Source organism: Clostridium sp. CM042, assembly GCF_055080995.1.
On sequence record NZ_CM143646.1, the window covers coordinates 3,379,775 to 3,397,762 of the forward strand.

At 30.8% G+C, this 17,988-nt stretch carries 17 protein-coding genes; 13 read left to right on the plus strand and 4 right to left on the minus strand.

Annotated elements, in window-relative coordinates; all coding sequences use genetic code 11:
* Nucleotides 1-9 precede the first annotated feature (9 nt).
* The 3 genes from ACWJJ7_RS16120 to ACWJJ7_RS16130 all read left to right on the plus strand — a co-directional run bounded on the left by ACWJJ7_RS16120 (nucleotide 10) and on the right by ACWJJ7_RS16130 (nucleotide 4,232).
* Entirely contained in the window at nucleotides 10-1,656 is a 1,647-nt protein-coding gene (locus ACWJJ7_RS16120) for a YceG family protein (protein WP_462962979.1), read from the plus strand.
* A gap of 107 nt (nucleotides 1,657-1,763) precedes the next feature.
* Nucleotides 1,764-2,864, plus strand: a complete 1,101-nt coding sequence (locus ACWJJ7_RS16125) for a toxic anion resistance protein (protein WP_462962980.1) — start codon at nucleotides 1,764-1,766, stop codon at nucleotides 2,862-2,864.
* Between the two features lie 51 nt (nucleotides 2,865-2,915).
* Nucleotides 2,916-4,232 (plus strand): replication-associated recombination protein A, encoded by a 1,317-nt coding sequence (locus tag ACWJJ7_RS16130; RefSeq protein WP_462962981.1) that lies wholly within the window; start codon nucleotides 2,916-2,918, stop codon nucleotides 4,230-4,232.
* 67 nt (nucleotides 4,233-4,299) lie between these two features.
* Here ACWJJ7_RS16130 and ACWJJ7_RS16135 read toward each other — a convergent pair whose 3' ends face one another.
* The 4 genes from ACWJJ7_RS16135 to ACWJJ7_RS16150 all read right to left on the minus strand — a co-directional run bounded on the left by ACWJJ7_RS16135 (nucleotide 4,300) and on the right by ACWJJ7_RS16150 (nucleotide 7,643).
* Nucleotides 4,300-4,641: a hypothetical protein gene (locus tag ACWJJ7_RS16135; protein WP_462962982.1), complete on the minus strand. Its 342-nt coding sequence runs from the start codon at nucleotides 4,639-4,641 to the stop codon at nucleotides 4,300-4,302.
* A gap of 30 nt (nucleotides 4,642-4,671) precedes the next feature.
* Nucleotides 4,672-5,148, minus strand: coding sequence for a YtxH domain-containing protein (locus ACWJJ7_RS16140; RefSeq protein ID WP_462962983.1), 477 nt, complete (start codon nucleotides 5,146-5,148; stop codon nucleotides 4,672-4,674).
* A 166-nt stretch (nucleotides 5,149-5,314) separates the two neighbouring features.
* A complete protein-coding gene (locus ACWJJ7_RS16145; RefSeq protein WP_462962984.1) occupies nucleotides 5,315-6,922 on the minus strand; it encodes a Na/Pi cotransporter family protein in 1,608 nt (535 codons plus the stop codon).
* Nucleotides 6,923-7,109: 187 nt separating this feature from the next.
* Nucleotides 7,110-7,643, minus strand: coding sequence for an ECF transporter S component (locus ACWJJ7_RS16150; RefSeq protein ID WP_462962985.1), 534 nt, complete (start codon nucleotides 7,641-7,643; stop codon nucleotides 7,110-7,112).
* Nucleotides 7,644-7,896: 253 nt separating this feature from the next.
* Between ACWJJ7_RS16150 and hcp the strand changes: the two genes are divergently transcribed.
* From hcp to ACWJJ7_RS16200, 10 genes are all read left to right on the plus strand, one after another.
* Nucleotides 7,897-9,540, plus strand: coding sequence for a hydroxylamine reductase (gene hcp / locus ACWJJ7_RS16155; RefSeq protein WP_462962986.1), 1,644 nt, complete (start codon nucleotides 7,897-7,899; stop codon nucleotides 9,538-9,540).
* Nucleotides 9,541-9,920: 380 nt separating this feature from the next.
* Nucleotides 9,921-10,757, plus strand: a complete 837-nt coding sequence (locus tag ACWJJ7_RS16160; RefSeq protein ID WP_462962987.1) for a PRD domain-containing protein — start codon at nucleotides 9,921-9,923, stop codon at nucleotides 10,755-10,757.
* A 291-nt stretch (nucleotides 10,758-11,048) separates the two neighbouring features.
* Entirely contained in the window at nucleotides 11,049-11,540 is a 492-nt protein-coding gene (locus ACWJJ7_RS16165; RefSeq protein ID WP_462962988.1) for a PTS sugar transporter subunit IIA, read from the plus strand.
* 12 nt (nucleotides 11,541-11,552) lie between these two features.
* Complete coding sequence (locus tag ACWJJ7_RS16170; RefSeq protein WP_462962989.1) at nucleotides 11,553-11,816, plus strand: HPr family phosphocarrier protein; 264 nt, start codon at nucleotides 11,553-11,555, stop codon at nucleotides 11,814-11,816.
* A 12-nt stretch (nucleotides 11,817-11,828) separates the two neighbouring features.
* Nucleotides 11,829-13,538 (plus strand): phosphoenolpyruvate--protein phosphotransferase, encoded by a 1,710-nt coding sequence (gene ptsP, locus ACWJJ7_RS16175; RefSeq protein ID WP_462962990.1) that lies wholly within the window; start codon nucleotides 11,829-11,831, stop codon nucleotides 13,536-13,538.
* A gap of 191 nt (nucleotides 13,539-13,729) precedes the next feature.
* Entirely contained in the window at nucleotides 13,730-14,944 is a 1,215-nt protein-coding gene (locus ACWJJ7_RS16180) for a DNA polymerase Y family protein (protein WP_462962991.1), read from the plus strand.
* A 108-nt stretch (nucleotides 14,945-15,052) separates the two neighbouring features.
* The gene (locus ACWJJ7_RS16185; protein WP_462962992.1) at nucleotides 15,053-15,919 is read left to right on the plus strand and encodes a DUF6414 family protein; all 867 of its coding nucleotides are present in this window, start codon (nucleotides 15,053-15,055) and stop codon (nucleotides 15,917-15,919) included.
* A gap of 32 nt (nucleotides 15,920-15,951) precedes the next feature.
* Nucleotides 15,952-17,319 carry a CCA tRNA nucleotidyltransferase gene (locus ACWJJ7_RS16190; RefSeq protein WP_462962993.1) on the plus strand — a complete coding sequence of 456 codons (1,368 nt, stop codon included), beginning with the start codon at nucleotides 15,952-15,954 and terminating at the stop codon, nucleotides 17,317-17,319.
* Between the two features lie 200 nt (nucleotides 17,320-17,519).
* A complete protein-coding gene (locus ACWJJ7_RS16195) occupies nucleotides 17,520-17,750 on the plus strand; it encodes a DUF1292 domain-containing protein (protein WP_462962994.1) in 231 nt (76 codons plus the stop codon).
* A gap of 36 nt (nucleotides 17,751-17,786) precedes the next feature.
* Nucleotides 17,787-17,945 (plus strand): hypothetical protein, encoded by a 159-nt coding sequence (locus tag ACWJJ7_RS16200; RefSeq protein ID WP_462962995.1) that lies wholly within the window; start codon nucleotides 17,787-17,789, stop codon nucleotides 17,943-17,945.
* The last annotated feature ends 43 nt before the right edge of the window (nucleotides 17,946-17,988 follow it).

Consider the following 17,988-nt stretch of genomic DNA (forward strand, 5'->3'; position numbering starts at 1 on the left):
AAGGCGAATATGGAAAATAATAGTTTGAATAATTTGGAGATTCAAAGTGTGAATTTAGACATTAATGAGGATATCATAAATAGTTTAAAAACAGAGATTTATAAAAGAAGCAAATTTGAATATAATTCTAATGTTGTTACTATTCCCAAATATTTTTATAGGTTTATAGGTATAAAAAACAATGAGAAAGATTACTATGAAAATTTACATAGTTTAGACAATGAATTAAAGAAAATAGGGTCATGTTACATGCGGTTTGGTGAAGGATTAGATAAAGACATTAGCATAAGACTTCAAAATGTATTAAATGATATTTTGATAAAAGTATTCAAAAAAGAAGTTCTAGATGTATCCTTAATTATAAATTTAATAAGTGATAATGGACTTTTTCCGAATTTATCTAATAAAGTTTTACTCAGGCAAATTAAAAATAATTTAAAGGGACTAATAGAGTATTATATTAAGAGCAATGAAACAATTGATAATCATAAAATTAAAGTTATTATCAATTATGTGATTCATTGGATAAATATTTATTCTAAAGAATTATTCGAAAAATTTGATTATATGAAAATTAATCCTAAGATAGTTTTTTATGGAGACATTTCAAAAGAAGAAGTTTTTTATTTAATATTATTATCAACCTTGGGTTGCGATATTTTATACTTTAATCCGAAAAACGCTGGAGCTTTTCATGAAATTGATAAATATAATGCTTTTTCAAATGAAATTGTTTATAATTGTAACTATGAAATAAAAACTTTCCCTACTAATATTGAGGAAAGAGTTAAGACCACTGCATACAACGCTAAAGAAGAGCTTGATAAGACATTGTATATGGATGATTCTGGGTTTTATAGACCTTGGCAGTTTTCAGATTATAATGTAGAGGCAGTAACCCTTAATACTACATATGAGGAAATATACATATGGATTAGGGAAAAGGCATATATAAGGGAAGGTTTTAAGGTTAAAGACTCAACTGTAGTCGTGCCCAACATGTTCTCAAAAATTTGTGGTACTCATGAAAACATTGATATTTACTGGAAGGAAATTAATGAGGTATCAACTGGAAAATTTACTAGGTTTTATAATGAGCTACCTATAATGGATGTAGTTCATTTGGAATATGGGAAATTTAATAAAATATACCCGAGTAATGTTTTTTCAGAGTTTAATATTGATGAAATGCTTAATTCATCTTGGTGGAAATACAAGGAACTTCGATCCGGACTTCAAAACACTATGGCTGAGAAAATTAAAGACTTATGCCTTAATCCTGTAATAATAAACGTTGAACAGGAAGAGTTAAGGGATTTACAAGTGGATATTTTCTCAGTGCTAATAAATTTAGATACAACATTACTTGAATTACTGCAAGCATATGATTATCCAGAAGAAGTTCCTAAAATTGTAGTTTACAATAATGAAGAAAATGGGAACTTATCTTTTGAAGATTGTATAATGCTTGCCTTTATGAATTCTATGGGAATAGATATAATTATATATAATCCTTCAGGGTATAACGACATAGAAAATTTTATATTTCCTGAGCAATATGACATTCATAGACTAGAAAATGTAAGTTTTAAGTTGCATTTTAAAAAACACGTGGAGAAGAAAAAAGGTTTTTTTGAAAATTTGTTCCGGAGTTAATATTTTGATAGTTGAGAAGTGAAGTTGATTTTTATGCTATAGCACAAAAATTTTAAAAATAAGTTAGAAAAACATAGGTGCACGAGATATTAGGAGGAGTGAAAAACATGGAAAAAAATAATCAAATACTTAAAATTGAAGATGAAAACATTGAAGATAAGGCTATAGAGCAAAAAGCCATAAGCATAAGTCGGCAGCTTAAAGTCTCACCACAAGTGATGCAACTTGCAGCCAATATAAATATTAAAGATGCAAATGCAATATTAGAATTTGGAAATGAACCGGCTCAGCAAATATCAAAATTTGCCGATCAAATATTAAATTCTATTAAAAGCAGTAGTGTTGAAGACTCAGGTGTTATGATAAAGGAACTTACAAGTATAATGAAGAAGTTTGATAAGCAAGATTTTGAGGAGAACAAAACTGGTTTTCTTGCAAAGCTATTTAGTAAACCAGGTAAGGCAATTGACAAAATGATGGGTAAGTATAAAACCATTGGAGGAGAAATAGACAAAATTTACACGGGGCTTAGTGGTTATAAGGCGGAAATAAATAGTTCTAATTTATCACTTGAAAACCTATATAATCAGAATTTTGAGTATTATGGAGAATTAGAAAAATACATTGCAGCAGGAAATATGGTTGTTGAAAAAAATGAAAATGGAGAGATTCCTAAACTTGAGGCGTTAGCAGCGAGTGGTGAACAAATAAATATGATAAATTACGAGAATGCTAAAGCCACTGTTGAAATGTTAAAACAGAGAATTTATGATTTGGAAATGGCTAAGATGGTATCATTACAAACTGCCCCTCAAATTAAAATGATCCAAAGGGGAAATTATAAGTTGATATCTAAAGTTCATTCTGCTTTTATAATAACTATACCTGTATTCAAAAATGGAATAATTCAAGCTATTGCTTTAAAAAAGCAAAAGTTAGTATCGGATTCTTTAGCAGAACTCGACAGGACTACTAATGAATTATTAATGAAAAATGCTGAAAATATAAGAGGTCAAAGTGTCGACATAGCAAAACTCGCTGGAGGAACAAGTGTAAAAATAGAAACTCTAGAGAAAACTTGGAATACTATTATGCAAGGGATAGAGGAAACAAAGAACATTGAAGATGAGAACAAAAGATTAAGAGAAGCTGGAATAGTTAAATTACATGATATGACAGAAAAACTAAAACAAAAATCTTTAAGCTAATTAATTACAATAGGGCAGAATAAACTAAACGAAAGATTTAAAGGTGATTATATGGATCTATTTGAATTACAAGCACAAAAGAACTTACAAAAAGAAGCGCCACTCGCTGAGAGATTAAAACCTGAAAAATTAGAATACTATGTAGGGCAAGAGCATATTTTAAGCAAGGGAAAGCTTTTGCACCGAGCTATAAAAGCAGATAAGATAACATCTTTAATACTTTATGGTCCACCAGGTACAGGTAAAACTAGCTTGGCTAAAGTTATTGCAAATACAACGAAATCTAATTTTGTTAGACTTAATGCTGTAACAGACGGGCTAAAAGAATTAAGAGAAGTGGTAGCGTCCGCTAAGAATAATCTAGGAATGTACAATATTAAAACCATATTATTTATAGATGAAATTCATAGATTTAATAAAGCTCAACAGGATGCATTGTTACCATTTGTAGAAAAGGGCACAATAATTTTAATTGGGGCAACCACAGAAAATCCATATTTTGAAGTTAATAATGCATTACTATCTAGGTCTATGTTATTTAAATTGGAACCGTTAGAGAAAAAACATATTGAAAAGATTATTGCACGTGCACTCGACGATAAAGAAGTAGGGTTTGGAAATACTAATATTTGTATGGAAAGTGAAGCTATGAGTTATCTTGCAAATATGGCAAATGGAGATGCACGGCGTGCACTTAATGCTTTGGAATTATCAGTACTCACTACGGATAGAGATGAGGATGGTAAAATAAATATAACCCTTGCGGTTGCCCAGGAATGTCTTCAAAAAAAGCATATAAAGTATGATAAAAATAGAGACGAGCATTATGACGTAATTTCTGCTTTTATTAAAAGTATGCGAGGATCTAACCCTGATGCTACAGTACATTACCTTGCTAGAATGATATATGCTGGGGAGGATCCCAAATTTATTGCTAGGAGAATTGTAATAGCGGCATCCGAGGATGTGGGAAATGCTGATCCTATTGCGCTACTCGTAGCAAATAATGCAGCACAGGCGGTTCAGTTTATAGGTATGCCAGAAGCAAGAATTATTTTAGCACAGGCTGCAATTTATGTAGCTTCAGCTCCTAAAAGTAATGCATCTTATATGGCTATAAATAATGCACTTAAAGATGTAGAAGAAAAGAACATAGGGGAAATACCTGTACATTTAAGGGATCAAAGTTATAGTGGTGCAAAGAAACTAGGACATGGAGTAGGATATTTGTACCCGCACGCTTATGAAGGAAATTATGTAAAGCAGCAATATTTGCCTGATGAGCTAATTGGGAAAGTATATTATGAAGCCCTCGACAATGGATATGAGAAAAAAATCAAGGAGCGACTTAAGGCACATTCAAAATGAAGCAGATAACATAAACTTAAGTTTATGTTATCTGCTTCATTGCTGTAAAAGTATGTGTATATTTCATTTATTTTTTATTTGAAAATATCTTTTTTATAATAGTTAAAATATCTACTATATATACTAAATATTTTTCAAAGTATTCTGTTGTACCAAGGGCAGAGGCAGTTGTTTGAACCACTACTTCAGTAACATCTTTTATATTGTCTGTTACCTCATACAAATTTTTAAATGTTTTTGGTAAAACAGATAATACTTCATCAATACTATCTTTATTATTTTTGATAATTGAATTTACACTTGATATAGTTTTAATAAGTTTTAACAACCCTATTATAAGTATAATTAAAATGACTATACCAAGAAAGATCAATAAGCCTTGTCCTAATTTAAAAAAGTTTACATACATTAATAACACCACTATTCTATAAAATTTTGTTTATTTATTAGTTTCTTTCTCAACTATAACAGTTTGCCCTGCGACATCATCTAAATCGTCATTGTTAGTTAAAGCTATGTTATCCTTTGTTTCAGAAAGTACTTTCGAAGTTTTTTTTTCATTTAAATATTGGGAAACTTTAACTTTAGCGTCTGTTACATTATCTTTGGCATCAGAGACTTTATTGTTAATAGATGCCTTAAGTTTTGTACTTTTTTGTTTGATTTTAACTTTAGCGTCTGTTACACTATCTTTAGCATCAGAGACTTTATTATCAATGGTTCCCTTAAGCTCTTTTGAGGAGTTAGCAATATCTTCTCTAGTTTCTTTGCCGGATTTTGGTGAAAAAAGTAAACCACCTAATAACCCGCTAAGACTTCCAGCTGCGGTACCGATAAGTATTTTTTTCGCAGTTTTAATTCTTAATTTTCTTTCTTTTTCTTTTTTTTGTTTTTTATACCAATTTGAAAATATCATAATTTTTTCCTCCTTCAAAGATAAAAACATTATATGGTATGTATATTATACAATATGCAGGTTTTTGTCAATAGATGGAACTTATAATGTATTAGAAATAGGTAAAGAAATAAAAGATTAGGACTTAGTTTTATACTAGGTCCTAATCTTTTTTATTTTCATATGATTAATTAGAGCTTACAACCATTTGTGCAATATTATTTGAATGGTCTCCAACTCTTTCAAGATTGGTTAATAGCTCTAGATACACAGAGCTGCCAGCGGGAGTACATTCAAGGCTACTCAACCTAGCTATATGTTCCTTTTTAAGCTGTCTTTCCATGGTATCTATCTTTTTTTCTACGTTCATAGCTTTGCGAGCAGAATCTAAGTCAGAATTTTCTAAAGCTACTATTGCGTTATCAACACAGTATTTTACAGTTTCAAACATATATGTAACATCAGAAAGTGATTTTTCTGAAAAAATGAGCTTATTAACCATTCTGCTTTTAGCAAGCTCGCCTAAGTTGTCAGCATGATCTCCAATTCTCTCTATATCATTTACAACATTATATAGAGAAGTAATAATCTCAGATTGATGTTCGGATAGAGGTGTATTTGAAAGTGACACCATATAACTAGTTATTTCTCTTTCAAGATAGTTTATTGTAACCTCATGATCAATAACTGAGCTCATCATATTTTCATCACAATTGAGGAAAGCTTGCATTGCATTAGAAAGATTTACTGAGGCTAATTTTCCCATTCTAGTAACTTCCTTAATAAGCTGTCCAACAGCGATAGAAGGAGTTTCGAGTAGTCTGCGATCTAAGTATTCCAATACAAGAGCAGATGATTTTCCATCATCTCCAGGTACTAATTTATTAACGATTTTAACTAAAACATCTATAAACCAAACTTGGATAAATACATTAGATATATTAAAGAGTGTGTGTGCATTTGCAATTTGTCTTTGAACATTTCCACCAAACATTGGAACAACTTTTAACACTAACCTGAAAGCTATCATAAACATTATTGTGCCTGTAAAGTTAAAAATCAAATGTAGTAACGCAGCCCTTTTAGCATTTTTAGTTGTTCCTATACTTGCTAGCAGTGCAGTAGCACAGGTTCCAATATTATCCCCAAAAAGTATAGGAAGCGCAATAGCAAGTGAGATACTGCTATTTGCAGCAAGTGCCATTAGTATTCCAATAGTAGCACTACTACTTTGAATTGTTGCTGTCATACAAAGACCAACAATAACTCCCATGAATGGGTGTTTTCCTAAAACTAAAATAAGGTTTTTGAAGCCATCTAGTTCACTTAAAGGCCTCATAGAAGTTTCCATCATTGCCATACCAACAAATAATATACCAAAACCCAAAACAATCTCGCCAACGTCTTTAGTTTTCTTTTTTTTGCTGAACATAACTAAACCAGCACCTATTGCAAGAATAAATGGTGCGATATCTGTAAGTTTAAAGGCTATAAGTTGAGCTGTCATTGTAGTACCAACATTTGCTCCCATAATAACCCCAGCAGCTTGGAATAAATTCATAAGCCCTGCATTTACAAAGCCTATAGTCATTACTGTAGTTGCACTACTACTTTGAATAATTGCAGTGACCCCTGCACCAACGAGTACAGCGAAAAACCTATTGCTAGTTAGAATCTCTAGCATTCGTTTTAACTTTTCGCCGGCAGTCTTCTGGAGGCCATCCCCCATAAGTTTCATTCCGTAGACAAAAAGCCCTAAACCACCTAAAAGTTGAAAAATCATCTTATAATCCATATTAACACTCCTCTTAAAAGAATATTCCGATGAAATTTTATCACAACAATGTTAAGTTAGTGTTAAGTTTCGATAATTTATGTTAAATATTTTAAAAGTTTGTACATTATTTCAACAAATATTGCAAAATATTAAGCTGCGGCTAACTTAAAACTTATAATTGTTATGAATTATGACAAAAAAAGGTCTATAAGACCCTTCTTTTAGTTAAAATATCAATTAGTATTAATGCAAAAACTCCTCCAACGAGTGCAGTTATAAGTTGAGGTGACCCCATAGTAATAACTATTTTATTAACTATTTTTGGAGGCATATTTAGATTGAATAAGGGGATAAGCTTTGACGAGGAAATTGATAGAAATATATATTTTATAAAAGCTCCAATTATAACTCCTGAATATCTACCATATTTTCCACGTTTATTTAAAATTACAAAACTAAGAACAAATATTATGTTGCCAATAATTATAAAGGGGAGGAAGGGTCCTAAAACGCTAGCAAGTTGCCCGGTTAAGTAGGCGAGTAGGGGAGTTAGACAACCTACTAATACTCCGTAAACACCTCCGCAAATTACAGCTGTAAGTATAAGAATAGCATTAACAGCTGGTCCAACAAAAAATTGACTTATTCCAGGCAAAGTCTTTCCTACTACCTGAAAAACTATAGCCAGAGCAAGAAAAAGACTTGCTTTTACCAGAGCATTAACATTCCTATTTTTCATATTGCTCACTCCTAAACATTTTTTTTACATACTAATAATACCATAATAATAATAATAAATATTGAAAGAACATTATTGCCGTAACATTTGTTACCGACTTTCAATTGGTGTGAAGATATAATAAAGGTAGTTCAACAATAAATGTTAAATTATTTATGTCTATATTAATTATTCAAAACAATAAATTTTAATGTATGGAAGGCGACTAAGTAAAATTGTTGTCTATCCAGAAAAATAATAGGAGGAATTTTTAATGAGTATGTTTTGTTATCAATGTCAAGAAGCTTCAAAGGGCACGGGATGTACCTCGCGAGGAGTTTGCGGTAAAACAGATGATTTAGCTAATATGCAGGATTTATTAATTTATGTTTTAAAAGGAATATCAATTTATGCCACAAGAGCAAGAGAACTAGGGGTAGAAAATGAAGAAGTGAATAAAATTGTAGTAAATGGATTATTCATGACTATAACAAATGCAAATTTTGATAAAGCTAGATTTATAGAAACAATAACAAAAGCATTAGAATTACGTGAAGTAATTAAGAATGAATTAGTAAATGCTGGCGGAGTAATAGAAGGCGATTTACCAGAATGTGCAACATGGACAGGTACTACTGAGGAATTTGAGAGTAAATCTATGAATGTAGGAGTTCTTAAAACAGAAAATGAAGACGTAAGATCTTTAAGAGAACTTGTAACTTATGGTATCAAAGGAATGGCAGCTTATGCTGACCATGCATTTAACTTAGGATATGAAAACAATGACCTATATGCATTTATGCAGAAAGGACTTGCACAAACTACTAATGATAGTTTATCTGTTGATGAATTAGTTGCATTAGTACTTGAGTGTGGTAAATATGGAGTAGATGCTATGGCACTACTTGATGGAGCTAATACTACTACTTACGGAAATCCAGAAATCACAAAGGTAAACATCGGAGCTCGAAATAACCCAGGAATATTAATTAGTGGACATGATTTAAAGGATATGGAAGAATTATTAAAACAAACAGAAGGCACAGGCGTAGATGTATATACTCATAGTGAAATGTTACCAGCGAACTATTATCCAGCTTTTAAAAAATATGATCACCTTGTAGGTAACTATGGAAATGCGTGGTGGAAACAAAATTCAGAGTTTGAAAGCTTTAATGGACCAATACTCATGACAACAAACTGTATTACTCCTCCAAATGATTCTTATAAAGAGCGGGTTTATACTACTGGAGCATCTGGATTTGCTTCCATGAACCATATAGCTGATAGAGAAGGCGGAACTGCAAAAGATTTCTCAGCTATAATTGAGCATGCAAAAAAATGTAGTGCACCAATTGAAATTGAAAGAGGAGAAATAGTTGGAGGATTTGCTCACAATCAAGTAATAGCATTAGCTGATAAAGTTGTGGATGCTGTTAAAACAGGAGCAATTAAAAGATTCTTTGTAATGGCTGGTTGTGATGGAAGAATGAAAGGCCGCGAATACTATACTGATTTTGCAAAAGAATTACCGACAGATACAGTTATTTTAACTGCAGGTTGTGCAAAATATAGATACAATAAATTAGAACTTGGACATATTGGTGGAATTCCTAGAGTACTAGATGCAGGACAATGTAATGATTCATATTCATTAGTTGTTATTGCAATGAAGCTACAAGAAGTATTTGGACTTGATGATATCAATAAATTACCAATAACATACAATATTGCATGGTATGAGCAAAAAGCTGTAATAGTGTTATTAGCATTACTTCACCTAGGCGTTAAAAATATTCACTTAGGACCAACATTACCAGCATTCTTATCCAAAAATGTTGTCAATGTATTAGTAGAGAACTTTGGAATAGCTGGAACTTCCAGCGTAGAAGACGATATAAAAATGTTTATGGCTTAAAAATTTGAAGCACCCTAAAAAGGGTGCTTGTACTTATTTAACGACATTTCAGAAGAGAAGTCTTAAGCTTCTGTAAGTGGGAGTTAACTGTCCTAGCAAAAATAAAACTTCAGTGGGAGTATAAATTTACTTCTGAAGTCGTTAATATACAGCTCCACAGGAGATGATTTAATGACATTGCATAATAAGTTTACATTAATTTAAGAATTAAGGGCAAAATAATTATGTTATAATATATGTAAAGAAACTAAAGGGCAATCTTTATAGTAAGCAAAAACCGACAAATTAGGTGGCAATATTTAAATTTCCAAGAATATATTTTAAAAAACCCTTGAATAATTTCAAAATCTATTTTAAACTATAGAAGAGGTAATGTTAACATGAATATTGATTATAAGGTATTAAAATCTCTTAGTAGTAATGTTGTTGTTTCAGAGAAAGACGATAATGTCTATGTTCTTTTTGGTAAAGGTATAGGATTTGGTAAAAAACCTGGTGAACTTATAGCTAAAGGGAGTGCCATAGACCAGAAATTCATTAAAATAGATGATAGTGAAAAAGCTAACTATGTGGAAATCATTAAAAATGTAGAAGATAAAGTATTGGCAGTAGCAGAAGAAATAATTTCTTTTGCAGAAGATAGGTTACAAGAAAAATTAAATTCACATATACATGTTGGTCTAAGTGACCATATTAGTTTTGCAATTAAAAGAATGGAACTTGGAATTAATATAGTTAATCCGTTTCTAAATGAAATACAAACATTATACCCTAATGAATATAGCATAGCAGAAAATGGAACAAAATTTATCAAAGAAAAATTAAATGTGGCTTTACCGGAAAGTGAAATCGGTTTTATTACTATTCATATATATTCTGCTAGAGTTAACGAGGAAGTGTCTCAAAGTCTTAAATATACTAGAATTGTTAAAGAAGTAATGGAATATATTCAAGAGTTAATTGGAATAAACACTAGTGAAAAATCAATGGAATATGGGAGATTAGTATCTCATTTAAGGTATGCTTTAGATAGAATAGACAATGATAAGGTTCTAAAAAATGTAATGCTAGGATCCATTAAAGCTGAGATGAGTGAAGACTTTGAAATTTCTAAGAAAGTGTGTAAATTTATATCAGAAAAACTTTCAAAAGAAGTTTGTGAAGATGAAGCTTCATATATTTGTATGCATATACATAGATTAAAACAATCAAATTAAAAAACAAAGTTTATAATGTTAGGTGTGTTACTGATTAGATCAGGCATGAACCATATAAAATGCTAATGAGCATCTTATTAGTTTATGTCTTTTTTTAGGACGTTTTAAAAAAGAAGGTATTAAAGTACTTTAGTGAATTTTTAATAAATGTATTTAAAATTCGAAAGACTGCACAAACTAATGTTTATATAATTGGTTAAAATTTAAAGTAAAATTTCAAAATAAAGAAATTTTATGTAGATATCAATTAATAATTGTTATCTATCTTAGAGAAAGGCGAGGATGATAAAAATGTTTAGTTTTTTTAAAAAAAGCAAAGATGGAAAGAGTTTGATTTTAAAATCTCCAGTTGTGGGAAGATGTTTTGACATATCAGAAATACCTGATGAAGTTTTTTCGTCTAAAATGTTAGGTAATGGGATAGGATTTGAATCTACAGAAGGAGTATTATATGCACCAGTTGATGGTGAAATTCTTCAAGTATTCCCTACAAAACATGCCTTAATTTTAAAGAGCAAAGAGGGTATAGAGATACTACTTCACATAGGTATTGATACTGTAGAGATGAAGGGTGAGGGCTTCGAAGCTTTCGTTGAAAAGGGACAACAAGTTAAAGCTGGAGATAAATTATTAACTTTTAATAATGAATTAATAAAATCTAAAGCTAAAACTAATTTAAGTGTTCTAGTTCTTACAGATAATGAAATAATGGAATCCGTAGAATTTAAGTTAGGTACTGTAGATAAAAATGATGAAGTAATAACAATAAAAATAAAAAAATAGGGAGCGTATATTATGATGGAAAAAAAAGCAATAGTTAAAAGTGAAAGTGGAATACATGCTAGACCAGCATTAACAGTAGTTAAAGAGGCTTCTAAGTTTAAATCAGAAGTTCTTATAGTAAAAGATGGCAATGAGTATAATGCAAAAAGTATAGTTGCTATAATGTGTATGGCGGCTGTTAAAGATGATGAAATAACAATAAAAACTACTGGTGATGATGAAGAAGCCGCTGCAGTAGCTATGGTAAAACTTATAGAAGAAGGACTTGTAAAATAGGAGGAATAAGCTATGTTAAAGGCAATAGGTGTATCATCCGGAATAGCTATAGGTAGAGCATTAGTTATTAGAGAAGAAATCGTAGAAGTAAATAAATGCAAGATTGAGGATTCTAATTGCGAGCTAACTAGGTTTAATGATGCCTTGCAAGAAGCGGTTACGGAGCTTGAGAAAATAGTTGAAAATGTAAAAGAAAAGCTAGGCAGTGAGAAAGCAGAAATATTTGAAGCTCATTTATGTATGCTTGAGGATCCAGAATTTATAGGATCTATTCAAAAGAAAATAGCGAGCGATAAAGAAAGTGCTGAATACGCTTTGCAAACTGTAGCAGCGGAAACAGCAGCTATTTTTGAAAATATGGATAATGAATATATGACTGAGAGAGCAGCGGACATTAGAGATGTAAGCAAAAGAGTGTTAAATATTCTAATGGGGATAAAAGTAGTTTCAATTGCAGAAATTGAAGAAGAATGTATACTAATAGCAAAGGATCTGACTCCATCAGATACAGCACAAATTGATAAAGATAAAGTATTGGCATTTGTAACTGAAGTAGGTGGAAAAACTGCACATACATCAATTATTGCACGTTCTTTAGAGTTACCAGCAGTTGTAGGTGCAGGTAATGGTATAAGTAAAATTAAAGATGGAGATTTAATTATTGTAGATGGAGAAGAAGGTATAGTTATAATTAATCCAGATGAGAAAACTTTGAAAAACTATCAAGAAAAAAGAAAAGAATTCATTGAAACTAAACATCAGCTACTTAAATATGCCAATATGAAATCAACTACAGTAGATGGCAAAACAGTTGAATTAGCTGCAAATATAGGATCATCGGAAGACTTAGAAGCGGTTTTGAAAAATGGTGCAGAAGCTATAGGATTATTTAGAACAGAGTTTTTATATATGTCAAAAGATGCGCTTCCAACTGAGGAAGAACAATTTGAGGAATACAAGTCAGTTGTTGAAAAGATGAATGGAAAACCTGTTATTATAAGAACCTTAGATATTGGTGGAGACAAGAAATTGAATTACTTACCTATGGACGAGGAAATGAATCCATTTTTAGGATATAGAGCTATAAGACTTTGCCTTGATAGAACAGATGTATTTACAACTCAATTGAGAGCTTTAGTAAGGGCATCTGCATATGGCAAGCTTAAAATCATGTTTCCTATGATATGTAATCTTCAGGAACTGAGAATGGCCAAAAAAATACTTGCGCAGTGTAAAAATGAACTTAAGTCAGAGGGCGTAGTATTTGATGAGAATATTGAAGTTGGTATTATGATAGAAATACCATCAGCTGCAATAATGTCAGATGTATTAGCTAAAGAAGTAGACTTCTTTAGTATAGGTACTAATGATTTAATTCAATATACGTTGGCAGTTGATAGAATGAATGAGAAAATATCATATTTGTATGATTTTTATCATCCAGCGGTTTTAAGACTTATTAAAATCGTAATAGATAATGGTCACAAGGCAGGAATAAAGGTAAACATGTGTGGCGAAATGGCAGGGGACATAAATCTTATTCCTATACTACTTGGATTTGGATTAGATGAATTTAGTATGAGTGCCTCTTCAATATTGAGAGCACGTAAAACTGTTACAAATTCTAACTATGAAGAATGCATAAAGTTATCAGAGCCAGTATTATCATTTGGAGATTCAGATGAAATAAAGGAATATATAAAAGTTAGTGTTAAAGCATAACTCTTATGCTAACGGATAAGTTATAATTAAAAGCAATCTATTCTTAATTAAGGATAGATTGCTTTTTTGTATTAAAATTCTGTATACTATATTTATATGTAAAATATTTATTAATCATATGACGCAAAATAATAAGTTAAAGTTTCTAAAGATATTTTTTTGAATATGCATTATATAAAGGGTGAGATTAGATGATTAAATTTAACAAGAAACTTATATTTCATATAGATGTTAATTCAGCATTTCTTTCTTGGAGCGCTACGGATAAACTTAGGCAAGGCTCGGATATTGACTTAAGGGATATAGCATCAGTAATAGGCGGAGACGCGGAATCGAGAAGAGGAGTAGTACTCGCAAAATCTATGATAGCTAAAAAAAGTGGAATAATAACAGGAGAGAGTTTATTTACTGCAAGAAATAAATGTAAAAATCTGGTAGTTATATCGCCTGACTTTAGGTTATATGAAAGAAGTAGTATTAGTATGAGAGAAATTTTTGGCGATTATACACCTTATGTGGAGAAGGTTTCTATAGATGAGTGCTTTTTAGATATGACAAGTTATAATACTTCAAGACAAGCAGCACTCAAGATAGCTTGTGATATTAAGGATAGAATAAAAAAGGAACTTGGGTTTACAGTAAATGTAGGTATGTCAGAGGTTAAGCTTCTAGCTAAGATGGCATCTGATTTTGAGAAACCTGATAAAGTGCATACGCTTTTTAAAAACGAAATAGAAAAAAAATTATGGAACCTTCCAGTTGGTGAGCTTTTCATGGTTGGAAAGAAAACTGTTCCAAGGCTTAATAATTTAAATATATTTACTATAGGAGATTTAGCTCAGTATGATGTTGAATTTTTGAAATACAACTTTAAAAGCAGTGGGATTATGATGTGGAAATATGCTAATGGTATAGATAATAGAGAGGTAAAGGCAAACAAATATGAGCTAAAAGGAATAAGCAATTCAACTACACTGCCTGATGATATTAAAAGTAAAGATGAAGCCTATAAAGCATTATTAGCATTGGTAGAGCACACATCTACTAGGTTAAGAAATATAAAAAAGTGCTGTTACTGTATTTGCGTAACTATAAGAAATCATGAATTTATTGATTATTCGCGTAGCACGACTTTAAAAAGCGCTACGGATTCAACGCAGGATATACTAAAAACAGTAAAAAAACTTTTTGATGAGTTATGGAAGGGAGAGCCAATAAGACTACTAGGAGTTTCTCTTAATAATTTAAGTGAGGATAATTTTAAACAAATATCAATTTTTGATCTTGATAATGCTAGTGATGAAAAGAAAAGGGCAATAGACAAGACTATAGATAGTTTGAGGCAGAGGTATGGTGAAAATTCAGTAATGAAATCAATATTGATAAAAAATAATGTAATTAAGTAGCAAAAATAATAAATATACATTATACGTTGTTGTTCTAAATAATAAAAAAATGTTATAGACTAGGTAAGAAGTATTATTTGAGAAAATGTAACGGAGGTATATGTAAATATGGATAATCGAGCACTTATACCCTTATACCTTAATGAGAATATGATAAATAATTTATATACAATTGTAATACAAGAATTTGCCGAAATCAAAAGTGAAAGTACTAGAAAGCAGTTAACTATTTGTACCAATACACCTTTATATGAACTTACTTGTGGTAAAATAAGGCAAGGTGACTTAAATGTTCAACTTCTCAATGAATTCTCGTCACAGAAAATTGAAGAAAGAGTTTCAATTGTAATAACAATATTGTCAAGAATAAAAAACATACTAAATGATCAAAGTATGTTAAAAGTTATAAATAGTGAGAGTGATGTAGCAAATATGAAGGAATTTGATTTTGTTCAGTTTACTAGTGAATTGTATAAAAATCCAGTTATAGAATATATAGAAGATATGATTAGGGTTATGGAAATGCAATTGGCTTTTTCACCGGAAAGTGTAGAGAACGGGGGTGAAAGCCAAGAGCAAAAAGTTAAGAGGCAAGTTTTAAAGGTCTTGAAAGATGATATGGAAAATTGTAAAAGAGAAAAATGTTTAAAATTCATTAGTAGTAATATAGGAACGGGCAATACAAAAGTTGTAGTGCCCTTAGAGATAAAAAATATGGCGGACAATTTAGATTATATTGAAGGTGCTAAAATCACTGTCCTTGGCAAGGTGGTAAGAATTCCAAAGGAAAATGAAATTGATAACAACTATAGTTTACTAAGTGGTACATACTTTGATTATTTGAATGAAGAGTATTTTAAAGAATTTAAAAATAGATTTCTAAAAGATACAAGTTTAATTAGTGATTATGATAAAAAACAAATAGAAATTAGCGGGTCTGTGATTGAAATTATACCTATAGCAATGTATATTTAGAATTAAGATTACAGAAAATAAAGGGTGAGTTAATGAGTAAAGATAATACAATGTTTGGAGGAGTTATGTTTATACCAAATGATGTAAAAATAATTTTAGATACTTTAAAAAATAATGGATATGAATCTTATATAGTGGGAGGAAGTATACGTGATTCCAAAATTGGGACATTCATGCCCAAGGACTATGATGTAACTACAAATGCCCTACCAGAAGAGGTTATTAAACTCTTTGACAAAACCGCGCCTACAGGTTTAGAACACGGAACTGTTACTGTTATGATAAATGGAGAGGGATATGAAGTTACAACTTACAGAATAGATGGTGAATACCTGGACAATAGAAGACCTGATGGTGTTACTTTTGTTTCAAATTTAAAAGAAGACTTAGCAAGACGTGATTTCACTATAAATGCTTTAGCTTTTAATGAGGAAGATGGGCTTATAGATTATTTTGGTGGCACCGAAGATTTAGATGACAAAATAATTAGAGCAGTAGGAGAGCCCAATAAAAGGTTTCAAGAAGATGCGCTAAGAATGCTTAGAGCTATCCGTTTTTCGGCCAGGTTACATTTTGAAATAGAAGAAAAAACTTTAGAGGCTATAAAAGCAAATTCGTTGCTTATATTAAATGTAAGTAATGAAAGAATTAGAGATGAATTATGCAAAATACTAGTATCTAATAATACAACAAAAGCTTTAAGATTACTTGTAGAGACTAAACTATTAGAGTTTATACTACCAGAACTTCAAGTAGCTGTAGGATTTAATCAGCAAAATCCTCACCATGACAAAGATGTATTTGAACACACTTTAGCCGTTGTAGAAAAATGCCCACATTCGCTTAATGTGAGAATAGCAGCATTATTACATGATATAGCTAAACCGGATTGTTTTACTCTAGATGCGGAAGGGATAGGTCATTTTTATGGACATGATAAAAAAGGTGTTATATTATCTGAGAAAATACTTAGACGACTTAAATTTGATAATCAAAGTATAAATGAAATTGAAATTTTAGTAAAAGAACATATGAATATACTTACAAAGCCAACAGATGCTTCTGTAAAACGCCTTATTAATAGAGTTTCTGTAGATTTAGTACGTGACCTCTTCGCCTTGCAAAGAGCAGATGCATTAGGTTCACGTTCTCCCAAAATACGATTAGAACAAATTGATAGAGTGGAAGAAAAAACATTTGCTATTTTAGAATCCAAAGTTCCACTATCTATAAAAGAACTTGCAGTAAATGGTGGAGATTTAATGAATGAATTTTCTATTAAACCAGGAGAAGAAATAGGTAATATGCTTAAATTTCTTTTAGATAAAGTATTAGAAAATCCGCAGTTTAATACAAAAGAGAAACTTTTAGCTATAATTTATGATGAATATGTAAAATAAAAAATTAAAAATGAAGGCTTCAGAAAGGAGATTTAAACTCCCACTGAAGTCTTTAAGTTTAGTTATTATGAAAACTTGGTATAAAACATTTACTTAGGCACAAAATAATAAGGCGCATCAAAATAAATAAAAAGTTAAAATAAACTAGCATACTAATTTGTTATTTATTTGAATGTTCCTACGTGAAAGGAGATATGTGTATGAAAACTAATGAAATAATTACTGTGCTAAATGGAAATGGTGAGAAAGTTGACTTAGAACTGATTGATGCTATTAAAATGGATGGAAATGAATATGTGATAGTTGGTCCTAAGGATTCGGATGAGGCATATGCTTACAAGTCAGTGGTAGTTAATGGAGAAACAGAATATTTGTCCATAGGCCAGGGTGAAGAGTTTAAAAAAGTATTACAGAAGTATACCGAGCATTAAAAAAATATAAATAATAGGTAGATAGGAGGGTTTTATATGAAGGATATGAAGGAAGCTAAGAAGGAAAATCTACGTGATTATATTAAGAAAGACATAAAAACAAAAAATGGACATTCTAAAAATCAAATAATTCAAACTATTGAAGAAAGTGCATATAATGAAAGTGTCTTTGAAACCAAGAAAAATGGATATTAGGTACATGAAAATAAAATAACTAATAAAAGATACATTAACAAAA

What these genes read in the sequence shown, in the direction of transcription:
- ACWJJ7_RS16120 (WP_462962979.1), top strand. Translation starts at nt 10, where the DNA reads ATGGAAAATAATAGTTTGAATAATTTGGAGATTCAAAGTGTGAATTTA.
- ACWJJ7_RS16125 (WP_462962980.1), top strand. Translation starts at nt 1,764, where the DNA reads ATGGAAAAAAATAATCAAATACTTAAAATTGAAGATGAAAACATTGAA.
- ACWJJ7_RS16130 (WP_462962981.1), top strand. Translation starts at nt 2,916, where the DNA reads ATGGATCTATTTGAATTACAAGCACAAAAGAACTTACAAAAAGAAGCG.
- ACWJJ7_RS16135 (WP_462962982.1), bottom strand. Translation starts at nt 4,641, where the DNA reads ATGTATGTAAACTTTTTTAAATTAGGACAAGGCTTATTGATCTTTCTT.
- ACWJJ7_RS16140 (WP_462962983.1), bottom strand. Translation starts at nt 5,148, where the DNA reads ATGATATTTTCAAATTGGTATAAAAAACAAAAAAAAGAAAAAGAAAGA.
- ACWJJ7_RS16145 (WP_462962984.1), bottom strand. Translation starts at nt 6,922, where the DNA reads ATGGATTATAAGATGATTTTTCAACTTTTAGGTGGTTTAGGGCTTTTT.
- ACWJJ7_RS16150 (WP_462962985.1), bottom strand. Translation starts at nt 7,643, where the DNA reads ATGAAAAATAGGAATGTTAATGCTCTGGTAAAAGCAAGTCTTTTTCTT.
- hcp (WP_462962986.1), top strand. Translation starts at nt 7,897, where the DNA reads ATGAGTATGTTTTGTTATCAATGTCAAGAAGCTTCAAAGGGCACGGGA.
- ACWJJ7_RS16160 (WP_462962987.1), top strand. Translation starts at nt 9,921, where the DNA reads ATGAATATTGATTATAAGGTATTAAAATCTCTTAGTAGTAATGTTGTT.
- ACWJJ7_RS16165 (WP_462962988.1), top strand. Translation starts at nt 11,049, where the DNA reads ATGTTTAGTTTTTTTAAAAAAAGCAAAGATGGAAAGAGTTTGATTTTA.
- ACWJJ7_RS16170 (WP_462962989.1), top strand. Translation starts at nt 11,553, where the DNA reads ATGATGGAAAAAAAAGCAATAGTTAAAAGTGAAAGTGGAATACATGCT.
- ptsP (WP_462962990.1), top strand. Translation starts at nt 11,829, where the DNA reads ATGTTAAAGGCAATAGGTGTATCATCCGGAATAGCTATAGGTAGAGCA.
- ACWJJ7_RS16180 (WP_462962991.1), top strand. Translation starts at nt 13,730, where the DNA reads ATGATTAAATTTAACAAGAAACTTATATTTCATATAGATGTTAATTCA.
- ACWJJ7_RS16185 (WP_462962992.1), top strand. Translation starts at nt 15,053, where the DNA reads ATGGATAATCGAGCACTTATACCCTTATACCTTAATGAGAATATGATA.
- ACWJJ7_RS16190 (WP_462962993.1), top strand. Translation starts at nt 15,952, where the DNA reads ATGAGTAAAGATAATACAATGTTTGGAGGAGTTATGTTTATACCAAAT.
- ACWJJ7_RS16195 (WP_462962994.1), top strand. Translation starts at nt 17,520, where the DNA reads ATGAAAACTAATGAAATAATTACTGTGCTAAATGGAAATGGTGAGAAA.
- ACWJJ7_RS16200 (WP_462962995.1), top strand. Translation starts at nt 17,787, where the DNA reads ATGAAGGATATGAAGGAAGCTAAGAAGGAAAATCTACGTGATTATATT.